This is a genomic window from Paenibacillus sp. PL2-23, from assembly GCF_040834005.1.
Lineage (GTDB): Bacteria > Bacillota > Bacilli > Paenibacillales > Paenibacillaceae > Pristimantibacillus.
In genome coordinates this window covers 3,676,007-3,698,293 of record NZ_CP162129.1, presented here as the reverse complement: position 1 = coordinate 3,698,293, position 22,287 = coordinate 3,676,007, and the positions used below count along the sequence as shown (strand labels likewise).

18 protein-coding genes are annotated in these 22,287 nt (G+C 54.8%); 14 read left to right on the top strand and 4 right to left on the bottom strand.

Going from position 1 to position 22,287, the window contains the following annotated elements:
* Nucleotides 1-95 precede the first annotated feature (95 nt).
* Nucleotides 96-1,781 (bottom strand): dihydroxy-acid dehydratase, encoded by a 1,686-nt coding sequence (gene ilvD / locus AB1S56_RS16220; protein WP_340869546.1) that lies wholly within the window; start codon nucleotides 1,779-1,781, stop codon nucleotides 96-98.
* 254 nt (nucleotides 1,782-2,035) lie between these two features.
* On the opposite strand from ilvD, the gene AB1S56_RS16215 reads away from it, so the two are divergent.
* The 6 genes from AB1S56_RS16215 (at nucleotide 2,036) to AB1S56_RS16190 (ending at nucleotide 7,491) form a co-directional block, all read left to right on the top strand.
* Entirely contained in the window at nucleotides 2,036-2,746 is a 711-nt protein-coding gene (locus tag AB1S56_RS16215; RefSeq protein ID WP_340869547.1) for a response regulator transcription factor, read from the top strand.
* Entirely contained in the window at nucleotides 2,724-3,848 is a 1,125-nt protein-coding gene (locus AB1S56_RS16210) for a HAMP domain-containing sensor histidine kinase (protein ID WP_340869549.1), read from the top strand. The genes AB1S56_RS16215 and AB1S56_RS16210 overlap by 23 nt, the downstream gene beginning before the upstream one ends.
* A gap of 210 nt (nucleotides 3,849-4,058) precedes the next feature.
* Nucleotides 4,059-4,364 (top strand): urease subunit gamma, encoded by a 306-nt coding sequence (gene ureA / locus AB1S56_RS16205; protein ID WP_340869552.1) that lies wholly within the window; start codon nucleotides 4,059-4,061, stop codon nucleotides 4,362-4,364.
* 140 nt (nucleotides 4,365-4,504) lie between these two features.
* Nucleotides 4,505-4,957: a MarR family transcriptional regulator gene (locus AB1S56_RS16200; protein ID WP_340869553.1), complete on the top strand. Its 453-nt coding sequence runs from the start codon at nucleotides 4,505-4,507 to the stop codon at nucleotides 4,955-4,957.
* A 7-nt stretch (nucleotides 4,958-4,964) separates the two neighbouring features.
* Nucleotides 4,965-5,864 (top strand): AraC family transcriptional regulator, encoded by a 900-nt coding sequence (locus AB1S56_RS16195; RefSeq protein ID WP_340869555.1) that lies wholly within the window; start codon nucleotides 4,965-4,967, stop codon nucleotides 5,862-5,864.
* A gap of 112 nt (nucleotides 5,865-5,976) precedes the next feature.
* On the top strand, nucleotides 5,977-7,491 hold the full coding sequence (locus AB1S56_RS16190; RefSeq protein ID WP_340869557.1) for an alpha-glucosidase/alpha-galactosidase: 1,515 nt from the start codon (nucleotides 5,977-5,979) through the stop codon (nucleotides 7,489-7,491).
* On the opposite strand, the gene AB1S56_RS16185 is transcribed toward AB1S56_RS16190, so the two are convergent.
* A complete protein-coding gene (locus AB1S56_RS16185) occupies nucleotides 7,488-8,117 on the bottom strand; it encodes a 3'-5' exonuclease (protein WP_340869559.1) in 630 nt (209 codons plus the stop codon). The two genes, AB1S56_RS16190 and AB1S56_RS16185, sit on opposite strands and share 4 nt — an antisense overlap.
* Before the next feature lie 450 nt (nucleotides 8,118-8,567).
* Here AB1S56_RS16185 and AB1S56_RS16180 point away from each other — a divergent pair, with 450 nt between their 5' ends.
* The 3 genes from AB1S56_RS16180 to AB1S56_RS16170 all read left to right on the top strand — a co-directional run bounded on the left by AB1S56_RS16180 (nucleotide 8,568) and on the right by AB1S56_RS16170 (nucleotide 14,695).
* Complete coding sequence (locus tag AB1S56_RS16180; protein ID WP_340869560.1) at nucleotides 8,568-10,742, top strand: glycosyl hydrolase family 18 protein; 2,175 nt, start codon at nucleotides 8,568-8,570, stop codon at nucleotides 10,740-10,742.
* Nucleotides 10,743-10,967: 225 nt separating this feature from the next.
* The gene (locus AB1S56_RS16175) at nucleotides 10,968-12,212 is read left to right on the top strand and encodes an MFS transporter (RefSeq protein ID WP_340869561.1); all 1,245 of its coding nucleotides are present in this window, start codon (nucleotides 10,968-10,970) and stop codon (nucleotides 12,210-12,212) included.
* Nucleotides 12,213-12,316: 104 nt separating this feature from the next.
* Nucleotides 12,317-14,695 carry a glycoside hydrolase family 95 protein gene (locus AB1S56_RS16170; protein WP_340869563.1) on the top strand — a complete coding sequence of 793 codons (2,379 nt, stop codon included), beginning with the start codon at nucleotides 12,317-12,319 and terminating at the stop codon, nucleotides 14,693-14,695.
* A gap of 61 nt (nucleotides 14,696-14,756) precedes the next feature.
* On the opposite strand, the gene AB1S56_RS16165 is transcribed toward AB1S56_RS16170, so the two are convergent.
* Complete coding sequence (locus tag AB1S56_RS16165; RefSeq protein WP_340869564.1) at nucleotides 14,757-16,256, bottom strand: ATP-binding protein; 1,500 nt, start codon at nucleotides 16,254-16,256, stop codon at nucleotides 14,757-14,759.
* Nucleotides 16,253-16,939 (bottom strand): response regulator transcription factor, encoded by a 687-nt coding sequence (locus AB1S56_RS16160; RefSeq protein ID WP_340869566.1) that lies wholly within the window; start codon nucleotides 16,937-16,939, stop codon nucleotides 16,253-16,255. Before AB1S56_RS16160 ends, AB1S56_RS16165 begins: the two co-directional genes overlap by 4 nt.
* 200 nt (nucleotides 16,940-17,139) lie before the next feature.
* Here AB1S56_RS16160 and AB1S56_RS16155 point away from each other — a divergent pair, with 200 nt between their 5' ends.
* From AB1S56_RS16155 to AB1S56_RS16135, 5 genes are all read left to right on the top strand, one after another.
* On the top strand, nucleotides 17,140-17,979 hold the full coding sequence (locus AB1S56_RS16155) for a peptidoglycan-binding domain-containing protein (RefSeq protein WP_340869568.1): 840 nt from the start codon (nucleotides 17,140-17,142) through the stop codon (nucleotides 17,977-17,979).
* A 147-nt stretch (nucleotides 17,980-18,126) separates the two neighbouring features.
* Nucleotides 18,127-19,416 carry a DUF445 domain-containing protein gene (locus AB1S56_RS16150; RefSeq protein ID WP_340869570.1) on the top strand — a complete coding sequence of 430 codons (1,290 nt, stop codon included), beginning with the start codon at nucleotides 18,127-18,129 and terminating at the stop codon, nucleotides 19,414-19,416.
* 11 nt (nucleotides 19,417-19,427) lie between these two features.
* The gene (locus tag AB1S56_RS16145; protein WP_340869572.1) at nucleotides 19,428-20,762 is read left to right on the top strand and encodes a DUF445 domain-containing protein; all 1,335 of its coding nucleotides are present in this window, start codon (nucleotides 19,428-19,430) and stop codon (nucleotides 20,760-20,762) included.
* A gap of 59 nt (nucleotides 20,763-20,821) precedes the next feature.
* A complete protein-coding gene (locus AB1S56_RS16140) occupies nucleotides 20,822-21,175 on the top strand; it encodes a hypothetical protein (RefSeq protein ID WP_340869591.1) in 354 nt (117 codons plus the stop codon).
* A gap of 150 nt (nucleotides 21,176-21,325) precedes the next feature.
* Nucleotides 21,326-22,258: a VanW family protein gene (locus AB1S56_RS16135; RefSeq protein WP_340869574.1), complete on the top strand. Its 933-nt coding sequence runs from the start codon at nucleotides 21,326-21,328 to the stop codon at nucleotides 22,256-22,258.
* Nucleotides 22,259-22,287 lie beyond the last annotated feature (29 nt).

Genomic DNA, 22,287 nt, shown 5'->3' with positions numbered 1-22,287 from the left:
GATGTTATGACTGGCAGAATGGCTTTTTGTACATTATTTATATGCAGAGAAAAAACGGGACAGCCAAAAGTGCTGTCCCGTTCCCTGTTTTGATCCTACATCTTCATAACGCCGCCGGTGCTGGCGGAGGTAACCAGATGAGCATAACGCGCAAGATAACCGCGCTTGATCTTCAGCTCGAAGCCCGGCCATGCGGCGCGGCGCTGCTCGAACTCTTCGTCGCTGATCAGCAGGTTCATCGTGCGGTTGTTCATATCGATCTCGACGATATCTCCGTCCTGTACGAAGGCAATTGGCCCGCCTTCAGCCGCTTCTGGCGAAGCGTGGCCGATGCTGATGCCGCGAGAAGCGCCGGAGAAGCGTCCGTCTGTGATGAGTGCAACCTTGGCGCCAAGGCCCATACCCACGATCTGGGATGTTGGAGCCAGCATCTCCGGCATGCCCGGTCCGCCCTTTGGTCCCTCATAACGGATAATGACGACATGGCCTTCCTTGATTTTGCCGCCGGCGATGCCTGCAAGCGCCTCGTCCTGGGAGTCGAAGCAAATCGCTGGACCCTTGTGATAGCCGCCAACGGATTTGTCGACAGCGCCCGTCTTGATAATCGCGCCGTTAGGTGCCAGATTGCCGAAGAGGACAGCTAGGCCGCCGCGTTCCGTATGCGGATTGTCGATAGGGCGAATAACGTCGTAATTCTGGATTTCGCAGCCTTCCACGTTCTCGCGGAGGGTCTTGCCGGTTACGGTTATACAATCGCCGTGTAGTGCGCCTTCCTTCTTCAGCAGCTCGTTCAGCACGGCGCTTACGCCGCCGGCATTATGAACGTCCTCGATGTGCCAGTCGGAAGCAGGAGCGATCTTAGCCAAATGCGGTACACGCTCGGCAACTTCGTTGATGCGCTCGATCGGGTATTCGATGCCAGCCTCGTGCGCGATTGCCAGCGTATGAAGAACGGTATTCGTGGAGCCGCCCATTGCCATGTCGACCGCAAACATGTTGTCGATCGCTTCCTTTGTGACAATGTCGCGCGGCTTCAGGTTAAGCTCAATCAGCTTCATCAGCTGGCGAGCGGATTGCTTAACAAATTCTTTACGCTCCGGCGATACAGCCAGAATGGTGCCGTTGCCCGGCATCGCAAGACCCATCGCTTCCGCAAGGCAGTTCATGGAGTTAGCCGTGAACATGCCGGAGCAGGAGCCGCAAGTCGGACAGCCGTATTGCTCAAGTTCAAGCAGCTGCTCGTCATTGATTTTGCCCGCTTGGTGCGCGCCTACGCCCTCGAATACACTGGAGAGGGAGATGGAGCGGCCATCGGAGGTTTTGCCGGCCTTCATCGGGCCGCCGCTGACCATAACGGTCGGGATATTGACGCGAAGAGCGCCGAGCATCATGCCTGGCGTAATCTTGTCGCAGTTCGGGATGCAGACCATGCCGTCGAACCAGTGAGCATTCACGACCGTTTCGACGGAATCCGCGATAATCTCACGGCTCGCGAGCGAGTAACGCATGCCGATATGTCCCATCGCGATGCCGTCGTCGACGCCGATTGTGTTGAATTCGAATGGAACGCCGCCGGCTTCGCGGATCGCTTCCTTCACGAGCTTGCCGAATTCCTGCAAATGCACGTGGCCTGGAACGATATCAATATAAGAGTTGCAGACCGCGATAAACGGTTTGCCGAAATCCTCGTCCTTAACGCCAGCTGCGCGAAGCAAGCTGCGGTGCGGCGCGCGGTCGAAGCCTTTTTTGATCATGTCTGAACGCATTCTTTGGGCAGCCATAGTTGTAGTACCTCCTTAAAAATAGCCGTAAGCGCTGGACGCTTCGGCGCTTATCACCTGAACGCATGAATACTCATAATATTATCATAATGGACAGGCGTTGGCTATACGGAGCGATGATCTCCAAGTTATGGCCCTATTTTAAAAAAAATCTTAAGAATGGCTTAAGCTTTGTGAAATCCTCCCTTGGCGCATTACGTGCGGCGCATCAATCATGTATAGTAGTAGCAATGGACTGAAGGAGAGGATCATGTGTGGAACGACGAGTGTTAATCGTGGACGATGAGCGGGAAATTGCGGAGCTGATTGAAATTTATTTGAGAAACGAAGGCTTTCAGACAGAGGTGGTTCTGGACGGTGAAGCGGCCATTGCCGCTTTCGAGTGCCAGCAAGCCGATCTGGTCATTCTCGATATTATGATGCCCAAGCTGGATGGTCTGGAGGTATGCCGGAGGCTGAGGAAGGAGCATCATGTGCCGATTTTGATGCTTAGCGCGAAGACAGGCGATATGGACAAGATCATGGGGCTGATGACTGGCGCGGATGATTATATGGCGAAGCCGTTCAATCCGCTGGAGCTGCTCGCCCGCGTTCGCTCCCTGCTGCGACGTTCCTACCAATACAGCAAGCCTTCGGACCACAATGGCGGAGCCGCTTCGGGAGAAGGCAGGGAGCTGCGGCTCGGTCCGCTGAGGATCGACAAGCTTAGCCATTCCGCAGACGTCGATGGCCGTCCGCTGCATCTGACCTCTACGGAGTTCGGCATTCTGTATCTGCTGGCGGGCCAGCCGGGTAGGGTATTCAGCGCGGAGGATATCTTCCAGCAGGTATGGAAGGAGAAGTACTTCGAATCCAACAATACGGTGATGGTGCATATCAGCAAGCTCCGGGACAAGCTGGAGAAGGAGCTTGGCGAGAAGCTGATTGTTACCGTCTGGGGGGTTGGCTACAAAATTGAAGGATAATCTGGTATCCAGACTCGTATTCCGGTCACTTCTGAATCTTGTGATCAGCGTTGTTGCTGCATTGATTCTCCTGGCGATCTTATTCGTGGTGACGCTATTCCTGGCCACCAATGTTAGTTTTTTTTATTTCTTAATAGATATCGGCAATTTTGTTGTGGAAGTGCTGCCGGGCGGACTTGGACTGTGGTTCATCGGTCTGGTGCTGTTCTTGGGCTGCTTCATGCTGCTTCAGTGGCTCCTGTTCAGCTCGCTGGGCAAAATAAATGGCACCGTAAAGCAAATGGCCGAGGGGCGGCTAGAGCTGAATCATCGAGTTGTTGTCAGGAGCGGCAGCTCATTCGCTATGCTTGCGGGCAATGTCAACCGCTTCACGGAGCGTCTGCATCGAGCGCTTGAAGAGGAACGAAGAGCGGAGCAGGCCAAAAATGAATTGATTACGAATGTGTCCCATGATCTGAGAACGCCGCTGACCTCCGTCGTCGGCTATCTGGGACTCATCGAGCAGGATCGATACCGGGACGAGGTAGAGCTGCGTCATTATATAGCTATCGCTTATGAGAAGTCTCAGCATCTGCATACGCTAATCGATGATTTGTTCGAATATACGAGAATGCGCCACGATACCGTCGCCTTGCATTTGGCCCCCATTAATCTGGTCGAAATGCTGGGACAGCTGCTCGTGCAATACCATATGCCGCTCCAGCAGGCGGGGATGAACGGCGAGCTTCATGCCGAAGAGAAGCACGTGACGGTTCGAGCGGATGCCCCTAAGCTGGCGCGAGTGTTCGAAAACCTGATATCGAATGCCATGGCGTATGGCAAGGATGGCAAGCGAATCGAAGTAAGTGTGTCCATTGTGCAGAAAAAAGCGGTCGTCGAGGTGGTTAACTATGGGGAGCCGATCTCGGCGATCGACCTGCCTCATATCTTCGATCGATTCTATCGTGCCGATAAGTCGAGGACGAGATGGTCGGGTGGGTCGGGTCTTGGCCTTGCCATATGCAAGAGCATTGTGGAGAAGCACGGCGGTTCCATCGAAGCGGACAGCAGCTCGGAGCGAACGGTGTTCCGGGTGGCTCTGCCGCTTTTTGAACAACGCTAGTTGAAGCCTCAAGCAAAGGGCTTAAGGGCTGCAGCTGGCTTTCAACTTTAGATAATCGCATAAATGTCATTCAATTGACACGCATAGATCTTTTTCATAGGAAAAAGGTCTATTTACAATTTAATTTATGTAATATAATCTTACATATAGTGTTTGGTGTATGGGATGTATGAGCGGGCAGGGATTTAAGGCTGAAGGGAGGATGCTCGTGTGGCTTTAACTGAAACCGAGAAGGAGGCGCTGCTCCTCATCATTGCGGCGGATTTGGCCAAACGAAGGCTGAGGCGCGGAGTGAAGCTCAATGATCAAGAATGTATTGCGCTGATTACAGCGGCAATCCGAGAAGGAGCAAGCGTCGGTATGAAGCCCTCCGAATTGATCGAGCTTGGAAGAGGGCTTCTGCACAGGGATCAAGTGCTTGGCGGGACAGCCGAAAGCCTGCGTGAGGTGAAGGTTGAAGTGGCATTCCCGGAAGGGATTAGGCTTGTCACAATTCCGTATCCCATTACAGGTTAAGGGCCTTCAGGCCAAAAGAAGCAAGGCCGCTGGGTGCAATACGCATCCATCGGCCTTGCTTGCGTTACATTGACGGAAGAAATTCACAGGTCTATACTGTGTTCATATAAGCGGTCTCAGGCAAGCGCGGGAGGAAGGCCATGGTGTCCATGAACGAAGACAGATTGGAATTAATGAAGTCGCTCGATGAATCGTTTCGCGAGGTTCGCAGGCTCATATTGGCGGAGTGGAACAGGGTGAATGCACATGGGCTGGGTATGACACACGGCAGGATGCTAATTGTGCTGTCGGAGAATGGCCCGCTCAAGGCGACCCAGCTCGCCGAAGCCCTGTTCATTACGGGCGGAGGCGTGACGGGAATCGCGGACCGATTGATTGAGCTGGGTTATGTGACGAGAAAGCGCAGCGAACAGGATCGCAGGTCCGTTCTTCTTGCACTGACCGACGATGGACGAGCGATGGTGCATACGATGCTGGATTTAAGAGAGAAGGTTATGCTGAAGCTGTTTCGCGGCATGAGCTCAGAGGATATGTGCAAGGCGATCGAGCTGTTCGGACAGATGAGCCGCAATATGGAGTGCGACGAGGAGTAGCGGGAATATGGGACGCACAGGACTGTTCAATCGTTTATGGCTGGAGGGCGACAAGCATCCTTGCTTCGCAGCGTATTATTACAAGCAATGGGTTGAATTTGCGATGGGCTTCCACACGCATGAATCCGTTGAGATTATGTACGTCATATCAGGCGAATGCAGAGTTGAGCTTGCTCTTGATGGATCCCATGCCGATATGACGCTAAGGCGCGGGGAGTTTATTATTCTGGATGCCACTGTTCCGCATCGGCTGCTGGTTGGTGAATTCGGTCCCTGCCGTATGCTGAATGTCGAATTTGGCATGGAGGAGCGTCGAACGGCGTTTCCTTCGCTGCGCGCGCTTGCGGGAGAAGATCCGCTTGTCTGTGAGCTGGCGAAGGAGACTGCTCCTTATCTCGTGCTGCGTGACACAGACGAGCTGTATCCGCTGCTGAAAAGTCTGGTTCTGGAGCTCGACGTGAAGGATAACCGCAGGGAAACGAGAATTGAGCTGCTGTTCGCTCAGCTGCTTGTGACGATTGGATATATTCGCAGCGAGGCGCTGCGTATGGAAGACAGACCGTCCGAACGGTATGTGAAGCAGGCCATCCAGTTCATACATCATAATTATGACAGGGATATTCAGGTTAAGGATATCGCCTCCGCTGTCAATCTGCACCCTGGTTATCTGCATCGCGTCTTCAGGGCGGGTACCGGCAGGACGATTACGGTATATCTGACGGAGCTGCGCGTGGAGAAAGCGAAGATGCTTCTGAGGCAGACGGACATTCCAGCAGCGGATATATGTGAATATGTCGGGGTTGGCAGCCGCGCGTATTTCCATGCCTTGTTCAAAAAAAGCACCGGACAAACGCCAAACGAATATCGAAGCTCCTGCCAAGCGCATATTCATGGTGACGATTTCTGACACCTCGCATGCAAGCTGGTCAGGATATTGATAACGCTTACTCGATAGGGTTGCTACAATAAGGGTGAAGATATTGCACTCATAACTTAGGAGCAATCGGAGGGATAAGCATATGTCTACATTCAAAATAACGTTTATCGGCGCGGGATCCATTGGCTTCACCCGCGGGCTGCTGAGAGATTTGCTCTCTGTGCCCGAATTCGACGCCATCGAGGTAGCTTTCACAGACATTAACGAACAGAATCTGAAGATGGTCACCAGCCTCTGCCAACGGGATATCGAAGAGAATGGCCTTGCCATCCGTATTCAATCCACAACCGATCGAAGGGAAGCGCTGAAGGGCGCCAAATATGTGATTTGCACGATTCGGGTAGGAGGGCTGGAGGCGTTCGCTTCGGATATTGATATCCCGCTCAAATACGGCGTTGACCAATGTGTAGGCGATACGCTATGCGCAGGGGGCATCATGTATGGACAGCGCGGTATCGCTGAGATGCTGAATATTTGCAAGGATATTCGGGCGCATGCTGCGCAAGACGCGCTGCTTCTTAATTACGCGAACCCGATGGCGATGCTGACATGGGCTTGCAACAAGTATGGCGGCGTCCGCACGATTGGATTATGCCATGGCGTGCAGGGCGGTCACTGGCAAATCGCGGAAGCGTTCGGCCTGAAGCAGGAGGCTGTGGACATCATTTGTGCGGGCATCAACCATCAGACCTGGTATGTGTCCATCAAGCATGAAGGCGAGGATCTGACAGGCAAGCTGCTTGAGGCGTTCGAGAACCATCCCGATTTCAGCCGAACCGAGAAGGTTCGGATCGACATGCTGCGTCGCTTCGGCTATTACAGCACAGAATCCAACGGGCATCTGAGCGAATATGTGCCTTGGTACAGGAAGAGACCCCAGGAGATTGGCGATTGGATCGATCTGGGGTCTTGGATTAACGGCGAGACAGGCGGGTATTTGCGGGTATGCACGGAGGGGAGAAATTGGTTCGAGACGGATTTCCCCAACTGGATGAAGGACCCGGCAATGACGTACGAAGAGGCCAATCGGAGCCATGAGCATGGCTCGTATATTATCGAGGGACTGGAAACGGGACGCCTCTATCGGGGGCATTTCAACGTGGTGAATGCAGGGGTTATCTCCAACCTGCCGGCGGACGCGATTATTGAGGCGCCCGGCTACGTGGACCGGAACGGCATCTCCATGCCCATCGTCGGGGAGCTTCCGCTTGGACCGGCTGCGGTATGCAGCGTCAGCATTTCGGTACAGCGTCTCGCGGTAGAGGCTGCCGTTCGCGGCGATGATCAGCTATTGCGGCAAGCGTTGATGATGGATCCGCTTGTAGGCGCCGTCTGCAACCCGAAGGAAATTTGGCAAATGGTCGACGAAATGCTTGTCGCGGGTGAGAAGTGGCTGCCTCAATACGGGGAGGCAATCGCTGCGGCGAAGCAGCGCCTGAACGACGGGCCGCTGCTCCCTACCCGCGACTACAAGGGAGCAGCCCGTCTGGCGGTCAAGTCGGTGGAGGAGATGCAGCGGGATCGCGACGCCGCGAACCGCAACGCCGGCGAGTCCGACAAGGGCAAGGAACGAGCTAAGGCAGTCCAGACGGATTAAGCCTGGCGCGGGGCGTATTTCAATTCGACTGGCTCCAACAGGGCATGAGGCGGGCTCCAGGCTGGGGGCCCGTATTTTTTCATATATCCCAGTTTGTTGAGGAAGCCGCCGATATCGCTTTCTTCATCCAACGTTCTGCAAAGCTCCCAGCAAGCGATGACATCGTTAAGCGCGCGATGTCCGCCGATGAGCGGGATGCCATAGCGGTCGCACATATCCTTCAGCGTATGTGGATAGACATGCCGCTCGCGGCTGATCGTCAGCGTGTCGATAAAGCTGTTGCGGAACGAGCGTCCTGCGATTCGCATGAGGGAATGATGCAGGAAGCTTAGGTCGAATAAGGCATTGTGTGCAATAAGCACATGGTCGCCGAGCATTCGGTTCAATATGCGGAACGCGGTGTCTTCATCCATGCCGCAGGCGGTCATGTCGTCTGTGATGCCGGTCAGCTCCGTGATTTTGGGCGCAAGCTTCCCATCGTAACGGACGAGTGTGCTGAACTCACTCGCGATTTCGCCGTTCACGACGCGGATGGCGGCCATCTCGATGACGCGGTCCTTCTTGGGATCGAGGCCGCTGGTCTCAAAGTCGAATACTGTAAAGGATTGATTACGCAGAAAATGCATGGGATCACCACTTTTGGAAGTCTTGTTTCTCCGTCTATTATTCTACGGACGCTCCCCAATCCCCTGCTGTATTCAAAATAATAGAACGGAGCGCGAAAAGCCGCGCTCCGTTCTTCAGTATGCGGACCGATGGAGAGCGGCGCTAGTGATTGTTGCCAGAGCCATTGCTTTTTTTGTCCGATGATTTGGTTTTTGTGTTTTGGTTGCCATGTCCTTGCTGCTTCGCCACGTTGATCCCTCCTCTCTATCTCATATTCAATAAATTTCCCCCGCAGAGTGGAATTATCCCCCTTCTCAACTCTGAATCTCATCCCTCACAATAAAGGCGTAACCCACTTCATTCCAATTCCATTGCTAATCGAGGTGATGCCAAGCATCCAATGTCCGAACAGCTTGCAGCAAAGTCAGATGTGAATCCGATTTGCCAAATTGAGAGGAGAGATGTTGTAGATGGTTTCATTCACGAGAAGATGGTCCATACGAATGATGTTGACCGCCATGTTGATTGCTGTGGTTGGCGCGTTTGCTCCCCCGGCATTCACCGAGGAGGCATCCGCACAAAACAGCAGCTACAAGATTGTTGGCTACTATCCAGGATGGGCGGCTTATGGACGAAGCTACAACGTAGCGGACATAGACGGCTCCAACCTGACACATATTAATTACGCTTTCGCTGACATATGCTGGAATGGCATTCATGGCAATCCCGATCCTACGGGGCCTAATCCGCAGACCTGGTCCTGTCAGAATGAGGCGGGACAGGCAATCAACGTTCCGAACGGCACTATCGTGCTGGGAGACCCGTGGATCGACACGGGCAAATCGTTCCCCGGCGATACCTGGGATCAACCCATCAAAGGGAATTTGAATCAGCTTATTAAGCTGAAGCAGCAATATCCACATTTGAAAACGATTATATCCGTAGGCGGCTGGACCTGGTCGAACCGATTCTCCGACGTTGCTGCAACGGATGCGACTCGCAAGGTGTTCGCGAAGTCGGCGGTAGACTTCATTCGCAAATACCAGATGGACGGCGTTGATCTGGATTGGGAATACCCTGTAAGCGGGGGACTTGCAGGCAACAGCTACCGACCTGCGGATAAGCAGAATCATACCTTGCTGCTTCAGGAGGTGCGCAAGGAGCTGGACGCTGCGGAGATCACGGACGGGAAGGAATATTCGCTGACGATCGCCTCTGGCGCATCGCCGACGTACGCGGCTAATAACGAGCTGGGCCAAATTGGACAGATCGTCGATTGGATCAATATTATGACCTATGATTTCAATGGCGGCTGGAGTACACAAAGCGCGCATAACGCGCCTCTCTACCTGGATTCCGCGGCGGCGTCCGCAGGCATCCCGAATGCCTCGACCTTCTATACGGCCGCTGGGGTGCAGGGCCATCTCGACGCTGGAGTTCCCGCGAACAAAATCGTGCTGGGACTGCCTATCTATGGACGCAGCTGGGGTGGCTGCGCTGCGGGACCGAACGCCAACGGGCAATATCAGCAATGCTCCGGCACAGCGCCAGGCACATGGGAGGGCGGCGTGCTGGATTACGGCGATATCGCTGCAAACTATGTGAACAAAAATGGCTATGTCCGGTATTGGAACGATGCGGCCAAGGTACCTTATCTATACAATCCATCCTCCAAAGTATTTATAAGCTACGATGACGCGGAATCATTCCTTCACAAAATTAATTACATCAAGTCGACAGGGCTTGGAGGCGGCATGGTATGGGAGCTCTCCTCAGACTGCCGAGTAAGCAGCAAATACAGCTGCAGTGGAACGAAGCTGATGGATGTGCTTGCAGATGAGCTGAACAATGGCGGTACGCCTGGCGGCGGCGGTCCGGGTACAACTCCGGATACGACGGCTCCGTCTGCTCCTGCCGGACTAACGGCAAGCGGCAAAACATCGACCTCTGTTACGCTATCCTGGAGCGCGTCAACCGATAATGTCGGTGTCACAGGGTATCAGGTATTCAAGAACGGGGCGCTGGTAGCTAGCGTGACGAGCACCACCGCAACAATCAGCGATTTGTCGGGCAATACGACGTACACGTTTACTGTAAAAGCAAGGGATATGGCAGGAAATCTATCGGCGTCCAGTGCAGCGCTGAACGTAACAACGGAGCAAGTTAGCGGCTCCTCCTGCACAGTGGCGGCGTGGTCAGCTGCGGTGGCTTATACAGGCGGTCAGCAAGCCGTCTATAATGGGACGATCTATGAGGCCAAATGGTGGACGCAGGGTGATCGGCCAGATCAATCCGGCCAGTGGGGTGTGTGGAAGACGATTGGACCATGCAGCACCGGAACAGGCAGCAATACCGGTGGCAACACGGGTGGCAGCACAGGTGGCGACACAGGTGGCAACACGGGTGGCGACACAGGCGGAAGTACTGGCGGCAGCACCGGCGGTAATACGGGAGGCAATACTGGCGGCAGCAATGGGGACAACTCGGGAGGCGCTGCTGCAGGAGTATGGGCTCCCGGCGTCAGCTATCAAGCCGGCAACGAAGTAAGCTACAGCGGCAAGAGCTATATCTGCCTGCAGTCCCATACATCGCTTGCGGGCTGGGAGCCGAACACGACGCCGGCATTGTGGAAGCTGAAGGCATAGGATCCAACTAAAAGTATAAAGTAAGCCTCTTCCGGCCAAAGCACAGGCTGGAAGGGGCTGCTTTGGCGTGGGCCGACGAGAGCAGGCTGGCTTGATAGATCGAGGGATGAGATGAATCCTATCGGAATTCTTTCCTTTTTGCGCGCTGTCTAAGGGGGCTTCATGTGTTAAACTTAGGGACGAGAGCACGGAAAAAAGGAATGAAGGCAACGGGGGGATGGTCAGATGAGCTTGAAGTCGAGCCTGCATTACGCATGGCAAGGGATGAGAGGGCCGGCGCTGCCGCCGGAGCGAAGATTAAGCAGAGAGGCAGTCACCGCGTTAATCATCCATAGCTGCTTTCAGCTCGGCGCATCGATGTCCGGGTTATTTCTCAACCTATATTTATGGCGGCTGACAGAGGACTTGGTTGTCAACGCCCTGTACAACATTATTACATTTGCGGTAACGCCTATTGGGTTTGCTGCAGGTGGCTGGATTTCCAAAAAACGCGATCGGATGCTCACTTACAGGTGGGGTATCGTGTTGATCGCGATTTTTTATTTGTTCGTCATTATTACGGGTGAGAATGTGCCCCAATATTATATTTTGTTTGCGGTGTTCAACGGCATTGCTTCCGGCTTTTATTGGACAGGATATCTGGTGCTTCAATACGATGTTTCGACGGAGGCGAATCGGATTCGCTTTCTGGCGATCAACATGGTGACCTTCAACACAGCGGGCCTGCTTGGACCGGCACTTGCCGGCTTCATTATACAACGCAATGACGGCTTATCGGGTTATCTCATTATATTTACGTTCGCCTTTGTGATGTTCGTAATTGCCGCCGTGATCAGCCTTCGCATTCCAACGGTGGAGTCGCATCATAAGATCTATTATCTGAAGCTGATGGGCGAGGTCATGAAACGGAACGTGCGGTGGGTGCGAAGTCTGTACAGCTTCTTCGTGCTGGGGCTGTTCCAAGGAATTATGCTGTTTCTGCCCAATATTCTGCTGTTCCAGGCTGTAAACCGCGAGGACTGGGTGGGCTATTTGGGCGTGTGCTTCTCCGCGCTGACGGTAGCGACAGGCTATGTCATCTCCCGTAAGGCGAAGAAGGAGAATGTTCGTCAATATGTAGCACTGTCCACTACGGGCACCGTGATCGGAGCAGCGCTTCTGCTCATTGAGGTCGAGCTCTGGTCGGTGGTGTTGTTCATGATCATCTTCTCCATCTGCAACCCTCTCGCTATTAATACGCTGACATCCTACTACTTCCGAATGATGGGGACGCTGCCTCTCAAGGGCCAGCTGCGTGTTGAGTCTGTTGTCATGCGCGAGGTATTCGTAAATATCGGCAGGGTTGTCTCGATTGCGGCGCTTGTGCTGTTCGGCTCCGATCTGGGATCCATCTGGATGCCTGTCACTTTGTTTGCGGCGGCGACGCTGCAATATTTGCTCGTTTTCCTGATTTCGGATAATGAAGGTTAAGAAATTACCTTAACATCTTCAAATCTTGCATCGTCCTTCCCTGATCGGAGAGGTATAATGGCACCGAGCAAGCCGCATGACGAAGATAAGAGGTGGATAAAAAGATGTTAAGGCTCGGGGATAACAAGCCCGCTGCGGAATGGACGGAGGCTTATCCGATCGGCAATGGCCGGCTCGGGGCCATTGTGTTCGGAGGCTGCCGCAGGGAGCTTCTGCAGTTGAATGAGGATACGCTGTGGTCGGGCATGCCAAGCTCGGGTACAAATCCTGGCGCAAAGGCTGCCATCACGGAGGTTCGAAGCCTGCTTCGCGAAGGGGAATATGTGCAAGCCAATAACAAGATGAAAGAGGCAATGGGCCCGTATTCACAATCGTATCTGCCCTTGGGCGATTTGGCTGTTGAATTCGGCCATGAGCATGAGCCTGTTGATTATTGGCGCGAGCTGGATCTGGAACGGGCGGTCACGACCGTCAGCTATACAATAGAAGGCGTGAATTACAGCAGGGTATGCTTTGTTTCTCATCCCCATCAGGTGCTTGTGATGCGAATAGAGGCCAGCCGGCCTGGGGCCGTCAGTCTGAAGGCGTCACTCTCCAGTCCGCTTCGCCATACAACGGCTATTGCAGAGGGTATGCTCAAGCTGTCCGGGATGGCACCTGTCCATGTCAGTCCTAATTATGCCAAAAGCAGTCAACCGATTCGGTATGCCGAACATGGCATGGGCTTCGAGGGCAGACTGAGAGCGATATGGAACGGGGGCTCCATGCGGGAGGGGCATGACGGCATTGTGATTGAAGGAGCGGATAGCGTTACACTGCTGTTCAGCGCAGCCACAAGCTTCAATGGCTTCGACAAGCATCCAGGCCTGGAGGGGCGAGACGCTTCGGCAATCGCGGAGCGTCTGCTGTCGGAGGCAGGACGCGTTGCGTACGACAGCCTGCTGGAAGCGCATCAACAGGATTATAAAGCGTTGTTCGGGCGCGTCTCCATTCAGCTGGGTGGCGATCCTGCAAGGTCTGCCGTTCCGACACGGAAGCGGATTGCATCCCAGGGCGCCCAGGATGCCGGTCTGATCGAGCTCCTCTACCAGTACGGCAGATATTTGCTCCTTGCCAGCTCAAGACCAGGCACGCAGCCCGCCAATCTGCAAGGCATCTGGAACAGGGAGGTTCAGCCTCCCTGGAGCAGCAACTATACGCTTAATATTAATGCCGAAATGAATTATTGGCTTGCGGAAAATACAAATTTGGCGGAGTGCCATGAGCCTCTTCTACGCTTTATTGGAGAGCTTCGACAGACGGGAGCCATTGTGGCGCGTGAAAATTACGGGCTTTCCGGGTGGGTGGCTCACCATAACAGCGATTTGTGGCGCCATGCTGCTCCGGTAGGCGCGTTCGGAGAGGGTGATCCCATATGGGCGAATTGGTATATGGCCGCTCCTTGGCTATGCGCCCATCTGTGGGAGCATTTCCAATATAACGGCGATATGTGTTTTTTGGGTGAGTTTGCCTACCCGATTATGAAGGAAGCGGCTTTATTTTGTATGGAGTGGATGATACAAGATGAAGCAGGACGATGGATTACCTCACCTTCGACCTCGCCTGAGCATCGCTTCCGTACCGCAGCCGGTGAATTGGCCGGAGTGGCCGAAGCAGCTACAATGGACATCGCGCTTATTAGGGAGCTGTTGACGAATTGCGAGGCGGCGGCAGCACTTCTCGGCGTTGATCTTGAGCTGCGACAGCGTATGCGGCAGGTGAGGGCTGGCTTACTGCCTTACCAGATAGGTAAGCATGGGCAGCTGCAGGAATGGGCGATTGATTTCGACGATGAGGATATTCATCATCGGCATGTGTCCCACTTGTATGGACTGTATCCCGGCTGTGAAATCAATCAGGAGCAAACCCCAGAGCTCGTGCAGGCTGTGCGGCGTTCGCTGGAGCGCAGAGGGGATGAGGGCACAGGATGGTCGCTGGCTTGGAAGCTATGCCTGTATGCTCGTCTTGGGGAAGGAGAGCGAGCGCTTGCCTTAATCGGCAATATGCTCAGGCTTGTCGAGGCTGAAGGCACAAGCGTGACAGGAGGCGGCGTGTACGCCAATCTGTTCGGGGCGCATCCGCCCTTCCAAATCGACAGCAATTTCGGCTTTACGGCAGGTGTAACGGAGATGCTGCTGCAGAGCCATCTCGGCGAGCTGGTGCTCCTGCCCGCATTGCCGGCAAGCTGGATGGAGGGCCGCGTAACGGGCCTTCGCGCTCGCGGCGGCTTCGAGGTGGATGTGGCATGGTCGGCGGATGGCTCCATCGAAGCGACAGTGAGAGCGGATCGCGACGGTATGTGCGCCATCCGGCTGAAGACGGTTGATTCTGTTACCAGAGAGAATGGTCAGCCAGTGGAGGAGTGGGAGTGGCTGGATGTGGACGGCATCCGGTTCCGATCAGAAGCGGGCCGATATTATGTGGTGAAGGGCAAACGAATATAAGAACAATGGGAGCAGACTGTCGCGTCTGCTCCTTGTTGTTGCGGGACAAGAATAGGAGCGGTTAACCCCTCGCTGCCGGCAATATGACCGTAAAGCAAGAGCCTTCACCAGGCTTGCTTGCGACCTCTATTCGGCCATGATGTGCTTCAATAATGGAACGGGTTATGGCAAGGCCGAGACCGGTTCCTCCCGTGGAGCGTGTACGTGAATGGTCGCTTCGGAAAAACCGTTCGAATATATGTGGCAGATGCTCAGGAGATATACCGCTCCCGTTGTCCTTGCATAACATCAGAATCTGTTCATCCACCGTACGAAGTCGCAGCTGTATACAGCCGGTAACAGGATCGGTATGCTGAACCGCATTGTGGAACAAATTGAGAATGACCTGCTTCAGCTTATCCGGATTAACCCTTGCCATTGCCCCCTCCTCATAGCTGCAGTACAGCTTCCGGCTGCCGGCCAATACGAGCAGCTGAGGCTCCATGGCGGTCAGCAAGGCGGACAAATTAGTGGCTTCCAGCGTTAGGGAGGGCGTCTGGTCGAGCTTCGCCAGCTGCAGCAGATCTTCGACAAGCTTGTTGACACGTTCCGATTCCGACTTCATGCTGGCAAGGGCCCGCTGCAGCTGCTCCGGCTTCGTCGCCGCGCCGCGCTGAAGCACATCAATGAAGCCTTGGATGGAGGTGAGCGGCGTTCTCAGCTCATGTGACGCGTCCGCAATAAATCTTCTCATCCGCTCATTCATGGCGCGCTCCAGCACAAAGGAGTCGTTCAGCCTCTCCAGCATCCCGTTAAACGCTTCGGACAAGGAGTCGATCTCCGCTTGTCCTTGCGGGCCTGGAAGTCGAGCATGCAGATTGCCGGAATCGGTAAGCTCGGCTGCCTGGGCGATTCTGGATAAGGGAGCCAGTGTTCGGCGAAGCAGAGCCAGGTACAAGGCAAGACCCGCAACCCCCGCGCATAACGCAAGTCCCGCAAAAATGCCGACCTGAGCCAATAATTGGCTGCGGAGCGATTCTGTTTCTACCGCTGCTTGAATGAGCTCCGGATCACGGCTTCCCCCTATGCCAGCAAGCCGGAATACGGCCAGCTGTTCGCCCTGTTCTGTATCGATGAGCCTGTACTCGGCACGATTCCTGCTCCGCAGCTGCTGCCTAATATCGTCATATTCCTCCTTGGAGAATAAGGGAGGGCTCCCGTTATTCCATTGGTGATCGCTATCCTCCCCAACCGCTGTGGCTTGTCCTAGCTCATCGATGAATACTAACGAGAACCCGGGCTGGAACAATAAGGGCGATTCCGAGCGAATGCGGCCCGGCCTGCGTCCGGTATCGTCCCCCCTCCCCATCATCAGATCGGGCGGCAGAGCGAATAGCTGAGCGCGCAGTGACTCCGCTTTGTTCCGATACAGAAAGTCCTGTATAAACAAATATTGGAGCGCGCCAACAAGGACAAATAAGGCAGCCAGCACCAATAAGGAGCGGATCAGCAGCTGATAGCGAAGCGAGCCGGGCATTGGCAGCAGCCGGGTCAGCGTCCTATGAAGCCGCCCGTCGCTCATGGCAGGTCCATCCGATAGCCGGAGCCCCGGAGCGTCCGGATCAGTCGGTGCTCCCTGTCGCCAAGCTTGTCGCGAAGCGAGCGGATGTAGACTTCCACAATATTTTGTTCACCGCCAAAATCATAGCCCCACACCTTCTCCAGCATAAGCGATTTGCTCAGAACGACCCCATGGTTCATGACGATAAAGGTGAGAAGCTCGTATTCTGTAGGCGAGAGCTCCAGCAGTTGGTCCTGATAGAAAAGCTCCTTCCGCTTATTATTTATTCGGAAGGGTCCATAGATTGCCTCTCCCAGCAGATGCGGGAATTGATTGCGGATTCGGGCGTGTATGCGGGCGAGCAGCTCGCTGAAGCTGAACGGCTTGACCAAATAATCGTCTGCACCAAGCGTCAGGCCATATACGCGGTCCTCCACCTCGTCCTTTGCAGTCAGCATGATGACTGCGATGTGGTTGCCCTCGCGTTTGAGCGTCTGACAGACCTCAAAGCCATCCCTGCGAGGCATCATGACGTCCAGTATAACAATGTGAGGCTGGAAGCTCTCCGCCAGCCGCAGGGCAGTATCACCATCCTCAGCCGTCTGCACAAGGGCCCCTTCGTTCGATAAGCCCAGCTCCAGAAATTCTAATATGTGAGGCTCGTCGTCTACAAGCAATAGCTTGATTCCATGAAGTGACGCCACAGGTTGTTCCCCCATTCTTTCCAGATAAGTCTATTATGCTCGCATTAGAGCCGCAAGCCAACCAGGCGAAGCCCAAAACACCGAATGTTCAGCATTTTTTCAGCTCGCGCAATTAATAAATGGACGGGGTGTAACGAATTGTGAGTTTTGGGGATAGTAACGGGGTAACACAATGACATGATAAAGGGCAGGTGGATCAAATGAAGTTTGGAAAGTCGAAGTCAGCAGTCCAACGTTTCACCGGCGGCATGAATGTCGCCAAATACTTAAGCGTCGCATTTCTTGCATTCGCGCTCGTGTTCAGCATCCCGCATACGACGCATGCGGTAGGGAAGCAAGCCAAGGGACCTGACGTCTACGTCATTCAAGGCATGCTCAAATCACTGGGCAGCTATGAAGGGCCAATCGATGGCTATTATGGTCCATCGCTTGTGAAGGGCGTAAAGTATTACCAAAAGAAGCACGGCCTGGCGGTAACGGGAGCCGTTGATCTCAAGACCTTGCAATCGATCAGCTACTCCTACATCGCGTTGAAGGGCGGAGGTCAGACAAAAGCGCAGTCACAAGGCGGCGGAGCTGGCGGTGGAGCTGGAGCCGGTGGAGGAGCTGGCGGCGGGACCGGCGGCGGAGCCGGAGGAGGTAAAGGCGAAGGTGGCATTGGCGGCGGAGCCGGAGGAGATAAAGGCGAAGGTGGCGGCATTGGCGGCGGAGCCGGTGGTGGCAAAGGCGAAGGCGGCATTGGCGGCGGAGCCGGAGGAGGTAAAGGCGAAGGCGACGGTATTGGCGGCGGAGCCGGAGGCGGCAAAGGCGAAGGCGGCGGTATTGGCGGCGGAGCCGGAGGCGGCAAAGGCGAAGGCGGCGGAGTTGGTGGCGGAGCCGGTGGCGGTAAAGGCGAAGGCGGCGGAGTTGGTGGCGACACAGGCAAAACGCCGCCAGGCAACATGGGCGGAGCCGGCGCAGACAAGACATCGCCAGGCAATATGGGCGGAGCCGGCACGGGCAAAGGCGGTATCGACAGCAAGTCGGGCAGCCAGCAATAAGTAGTGGTTCAGCAAGCCGCTTCATTCGATTCCAGCGGGAAGTCGATTGAAGCGGCTATTTGGCATGCGCTCTTGGTCAAGTGGATGCCAGCGGCAAAAAAGGTTACACTAGCATTACCAATTCTTGCATTGAAATGGAGAGACATCATGGGAAAATGGAGTGTGAGAAAACAGGCTAACGTGTTGCTAGGGCTTTCGGCGGCAGGCATTCTGGCCGCGTTTCCTTTCCAGCATACGTTCTGGGGAGGACTTGCATTTGGGCTGTTCAGCGCGGGAACGATTGGGGGACTCGCGGATTCGTTCGCGATTGGAGCGCTTTATGGCGATCCGCTGCGTATCAAATGGCCCAGGTGGATGGGGACGCATATTATCGCCCGCAACAGACAAAGATTGATTAGCGAGCTGGTAGATATGGTGGAGCGAGACTTGCTTACGGTGGCGTCGATTCAGTCCACGCTTCGAGAGCATCATTTGGGCAAGGTGCTGGCCTTATATTTGAATAGTGAAAAGGGAAAAAGCGAAGCGCATGCCATGACCCAGAAGCTGGCCGCCATGTTGCTGGCGAAGGCGGATCCGGAGCAGCTTGGCGCAGGCTTGAAGCGTTTTATCGGGGATCACGGTCATACCTTGCGGCTATCTGACCTGCTCGCTGACATCGGGGATTGGAGCATTCGCAACGGCTACGACGGCAAAGCTCTTTCTTTTGTTCTGCAGCCCTTTGTCCAGCTGGTCCAATCGACGTCCTTCCGTCTCGTAATGGAGGGGATTATCGGTTCGGCGATCCGCGCTTATGAAGGGGAGAAGTTTCGCAGAAGGCTTGTTGATTATACAGCAGGGCTCAGTGCGGGACTCATCAGCGCCAAGGTTCAAAACTGGCTGGCCGAGTTCCTCTCCAGTCTGGCGGAGGAGGGGCATCCGCAGCGTGAGAAGGTCAAGGCAATGCTCGCGGATTTCGTACGCAGGCTTCGAGAGGATGAGGGCTTGCGAGACCGGATAGAGAGTATGAAGGGGAAGGTGCTTCAGGAGCTGGAGCAGCGAGTGAATCTGGAGGAATGGGTAAGGCAAGGGCTGGAACGGCTGCAGACTGCTATACTGCCGAACGCCGGGGATGAGGCGGAGCGTCAAGACAGCCCTCCGTTCAGATGGCTTGCCCGGGAGCTGGATGAAGCGCTTGGAGCGCTGCGGCATAATGAGGGGCTTCAGCGTAGGCTGGACGATGGCATTCAATCCGTCCTGCTGTCATGGATCGAGGAGAAGCATGCCTGGATTGGCCGTTTAGTCCGCGAGAAGCTGGAATCGTATTCCGAGGCTGAGCTCATCGCGTTGGTGAAAGAGAAGGCCGGCAGGGACCTTCAATATATTCGTCTCAACGGCATGCTGGTGGGCGGACTGGTTGGGGTCATTTTGTATCTGCTCACATTTTGGATTCGGGGGTGATGACGGTGAATATGAGGAGGAGAGCAAACGCCAGCTTAATCGCGCTTGGTTTATTGTTTGTTGTGGCAGCGACTCTGCTGTATATCGATTCTGACGTATGGTGGACCCATCTGCTGCTATATACAGCGGAAGCGGGGCTTGTCGGCGCGCTTGCGGACTTGTTTGCGGTAACCGTGCTGTTCCGTCATCCGTTTGGCCAGAAATGGGTGCCGCATACGGCCATTATTCCACGCAATCGCGACAAGCTGATTGAAGGGGTGGCTGCCATGGTGGAGAAGCAGCTGCTGAGCAAAAACGCCATTATGGATAAGTTAATGGGCTATAGCCTTGTGGATGGCATAATCAGTTGGATGGATCGGGATCGCAAGGAGCCTGCGCTTGCGGATCGGTTATGGACCCTGCTTATGACCTGGCTGAGGGGAGTCGACTTGCCTGCGCTCGCCGACAAGCTTGACCAGCATGGCCGTTCGCTGCTGAGAGGCGTTGAGCTGTCCAGGCATGCAGGCAGGGGGCTGCGCTGGCTGCTGTCGAACAGCGATTTCCAGAAATGGCTGGGCGCTCTCATTGATTATGCGGCCGTCAAGGCGGCAGCGCCGGAGACAAAACTTGCGATTCGTGCCATGATGGCCAAAGAGAAGGATCGATTTGTGAATGAAGGCGGGTCCATTGCCAGATGGTTCAAGCAGAAGCTGGTGGATTTCGCCGAGGCGTCTGACGCCATTAATTTGGATGAGGCGGCTGAGACGATGCATCGTGATCTGCAGAGCTTTATGGCTGAGCTGCGGCATCCGGAGCATGAGCTTCGGGTTATGCTGGAGACCAAGGTGCTGGAGCTGGCGGGCCAGCTGGAGGCAAGCGAGGACATTCGTGCGACGCTTGAGGCCTGGAAGTCCGATATGCTGGAGGAGCTGTCTCTCCAGCCGTCCATCCTGGCCCTTCTGGACAGCGTGAAGGACATGCTGCTGGATGGAGAGAAGCTCAAATATGTGGCTTTGCAGGAGCGGGCGCTAGGCGTGGAGGATGTGAAGCGCTGGGCAAGCGGACTTATAGCCTCTTATTGGGAAGCGTTCAAGGGAGATGAGGGGACGAAGTCGGAGCTGGATGCTTATTTGAAAGCCTTCATCAGGGGTCTGCTGGAAAGCGAGCATGCCTTGATCGGGAAAATCGCGAGAAAAACGCTCGATGGATTTACCGAGGAACGGCTGGTCTCTTTTGTCGAGGATAAGGTCGATCCCGATTTACAGCGCATTCGGATCAACGGGGCGTTCATCGGCGCGGGTGTGGGCGCGTTGCTGTATGGGTTTCTGCATGGCGTTTATGCGCCGCTGCTGGAGCTATTGGTATAAGCTGTTCAATAGCTTAAGCGTTCTTCTGCCTGCATATATATGGAGAGTAGAGGAGCGTGATGGCGGTGAACCGCGAAGTGAAAAGATATTTTGACCTGAAAAGCAAGCAGAAGGAAATTGAAAATGAATTGACCGAGCTGCGGAGGGACATATTGGCGTATTGCGAGGAGCAGGGTGTCAGTGAAGCGACAATCGGCTCGTATCAAGTGAAGCTGGTCAAGCAGGAGCGCAAGGAATATGACGATGCGAAGCTGTACGAGGCGCTGCCGGATCCACAGGTATGGCGCCTGCTCTCCAAGCCGGACTCCTCCCGCATCACAAGTCTGGTGAAGCTGAAGGTGCTGTCCGAGGAGCAATTAAAGGACACGTATGCGGTCAAGGAAGTGACGTTGCTTCAGATTGACAAAAAATAAACGGTAGTCGGTGCCTTTCCAGTCCAGGAAAGGCATTTTTTCTGTGGAGGCATGATTGGAGGGAGGAGTTCACATACTAGGGCGTATCTGAGAACTCGGATGCAGCACATTTTGCCGAATTTTAAAAATCTTATTGAGAGTGGGACTGGCATGGGTTGGACAAGATGGCTTGGCTTATCTCTTGCGGGAGTGCACATGATGGCCTCTTGGCCGCACGCTGCGATAACGTCTAATGGGGACGGGGTCGTACAGGAGGTGGCGAGCGAGCATTACTGGGCCCCGATTCCGGGTTTTCCGCTTGTGGACGATGATAGGCTGGACAAGCTGATGGATCAGGTGGCTGCCAAGGTGGAGACGAGTCCCATCAACGCATCGCTTAACGCTTCAGGAGCCATTGTTCCCGAGCGAAGCGGGACGAGGCTGGATCGCCTGGCATTCAAAAAAATGTTTTACAGCTACATGCTTGAGGGCAGCCCGACCCGGTTAGAGGCGCCGCTGCTTCCTGTGTACGCGCGTGTCGACAGCGAAATATTGGCAGCGATCAAGGTGAAGCCCATCGGCCACTATGCGACGTATTTCAACCGACGCAACAGGAATCGGTCCGCCAATATCGCGTTGGCTGCGGCGGCACTGAACAATCATGTAGTATTTCCGGGCGAGCGGCTATCCTTCAACCAGACCGTTGGGAAGCGGACGAAGGAGAAGGGATACCTGCGCGCTCCGGTCATCGTGCGCGGCGAACTGTACGAGGATATTGGAGGGGGGATCTGCCAGGTGTCGTCCACCCTGTTCAATGCGGTTGATCGCGCGGGTCTGACGATTGTCGAGCGATATTCCCATAGCCGAAGCGTCAGATATGTTCCACCGGGACGGGACGCGACGGTTAGCTGGTATGGGCCGGACTTTGTATTCGAAAATCCTTACGACCAGCCGATTCTCATTCGGACGTTCGTAAGCCCTGGCTCCGTGCAGGTTGTGATCTGCTCCTCCGAGCATCTGGAGCTGAAGCCGCGCCAAGTGCCTGGCGCTTCCAAGGAGCTGCCGGAGCAGCACATGCATGATCGTAACGCCAGCGCAGAATGAGCGGGAAAGCGAGCAAGGGCTGTCCAGCA